General features: G+C 36.2%; 1 protein-coding gene. It reads left to right on the forward strand.

Translation table 11 applies throughout. From position 1 onward, the window contains the following. Nucleotides 1–2,252: carboxypeptidase regulatory-like domain-containing protein (locus RIN63_RS15255; RefSeq protein WP_310445614.1), on the forward strand; the 2,252-nt coding region annotated here is incomplete at both ends.

Raw genomic sequence — 2,252 nt, forward strand, 5'->3', positions numbered from 1 at the left:
GATAGCATTGTATACAAAGTAAGAGCAAGAGACTATGCAGGAGAAGTAGTAGTATCACAAGATTACAGAATAGATATAAGCTTTGGTGTAATACCAGATGAATATTCACAAGGCTTTGAAAGCAATATTAATGGTTGGATTATGGATGGAATATGGGAATGGGGTCAACCATCAGGAACAAGCCCAGCACCATATGAAGGAAACCAACTAGCAGGAACCATATTAAATGGTAATTACACTGCAAATGCAGATAGTTGGATGATAACTCCTCCTATAGATTTAAGAGATGGAAATCTAGATTCAGCTACATTAAGATTTAATCACTGGTATTTAACTCAGGCAACTTTAGATTATGGTACTGTTTTATTGACTAATGACTATGGTGCTACTTGGACACAAGTTGGACCACAATATTCAGGAACATCTAATCAATGGAAAGAAGCTGTAGTTAATCTTGGAGAATATATTGGATCTAATACTCCAGTATTTGCTGCATTTAGATTTGTATCTAATGCTTCTACTCATAATCTAGGTTGGTATGTTGATAATGTTAGACTAGTTGGAGTAGATACAGAAGCTCCTGCAGTTCCAACAAATTTAGAAGCAATGCCAAATATTAGAGGAATTAAATTAACTTGGTCACCTGTAATGGATGGAGACTTAGACCATTACAATATATATCGTTCAGATATAGCAGGTGGAGAATATGTAAAAATAAATGAAACTTTGAATAACATTTTTATAGACGAAACAGTAGAAGCAAATTCAGAGTATTATTATGTAATAGCTTCAGAGGATTTCTCAGGGAATCTTAGTCAATATTCAAATGAATCCAATGCCATAGCTTTAGGCTATACTGCTTTATTTGGAACAGACTTTGAAAATGATAATGGTGGATTTACTTTAGGCGTTACATCAGGTACAGCTAATGATTGGCAATGGGGTATTCCAACATCTGGACCTAATGCAGCTAATTCAGGGGTTAAACTATGGGCAACTAATCTAGCTGGAAATTATACAGCAAGTAATGATTCCTATATACAATCTCCAGCCATAGTAATACCTGAAAACAGTGGTGCTGTTTTAACATTCACTCACTGGTTTGATTTTGAAGGAACATCAACTCTATGGGATTATGGTCAAGTAATGGTTTCCAATAATGATGGAGCCACTTGGACTAATATTACTCCTGTAACAGGTGGAAAATATGGTACTAGATTGCAAAGATGGATTACAGAAGAACTAGATTTATCTGCTTTTGATGGAGACACTATAAAGCTTAGATTCTTCTTCCACTCAGATTCATCAATATACTATAGTGGTTGGTATGTAGATGATGTATATGTTATGGGAGCAAGTGCTGAAGGGGAAGATCCTATTCCAGATCCAGAACCAGCTCCAGAAATAGCTATAGATCCTGAAGATAAAGGGGAAAAATTTGTAGCACCAGAAGCAAACTTCAAAATAAATAGAAATGCAGCAAGAGTAAACAAATATAAAACTGTTTCAGATATAGAAGTAGCTAATACTCCAATGGCAAGAGGTAGTGGAATTCCATTAGCTGATGCTGTAGTTACAGTATTAGAAACAGGAAGAAGCGTTAAAAATGACCCAGTGACTGGTTCATATAGTATGAGAATGCCAATGGGTGATTATACTCTAAGAGCAGAAGCATATGGCTTCTATTCAGAAGAAGCTACCGTTACAGTAGCTGAAGATCTAACTACAAAGGTAACATTTGTTTTAGAACCAAAACCACAAGGAAGTATTATGGGTAGAGTTATTGACAGGTATTATGGCAACCCAGCATCCAATGCAGTTATTAGATTAGTAGAAGATTCAAAGGTAGCAGCAGTTGTTGCTGATGCAGACGGATACTTTACTATCCCTAATGTTCTAGTTGGCACATATACACTTAAGGTAATAGCTGATGGATTTGATCCAGGTGAATTTACAGTAACTGTAAATCCAGAAGAAGTAACACAAGTAGAATTAGGACTAAAGAGATTCGTAGGCTTCGAAGATGAGATAATCTATGATGACGGAACAGGCGAAAATGCTCTAGTACTAAATAGTGCAGGATACGGATTGGCAGTAAGATTTACACCAGAACAATTTGGTAAGGTAACAGGAGCTAATGTGTATTTCTGGGATAATTCATGGCCAGCACCAGGTGGAAATAGAATAGGATTTACAATATATTCCACAGATGCAAATGGAGTACCATCTAAGGTTGGAGAACCAATATTCCA

It is taken from the genome of Tissierella sp. (assembly GCF_031460495.1).
Lineage (GTDB): Bacteria > Bacillota > Clostridia > Tissierellales > Tissierellaceae > JAVKTS01.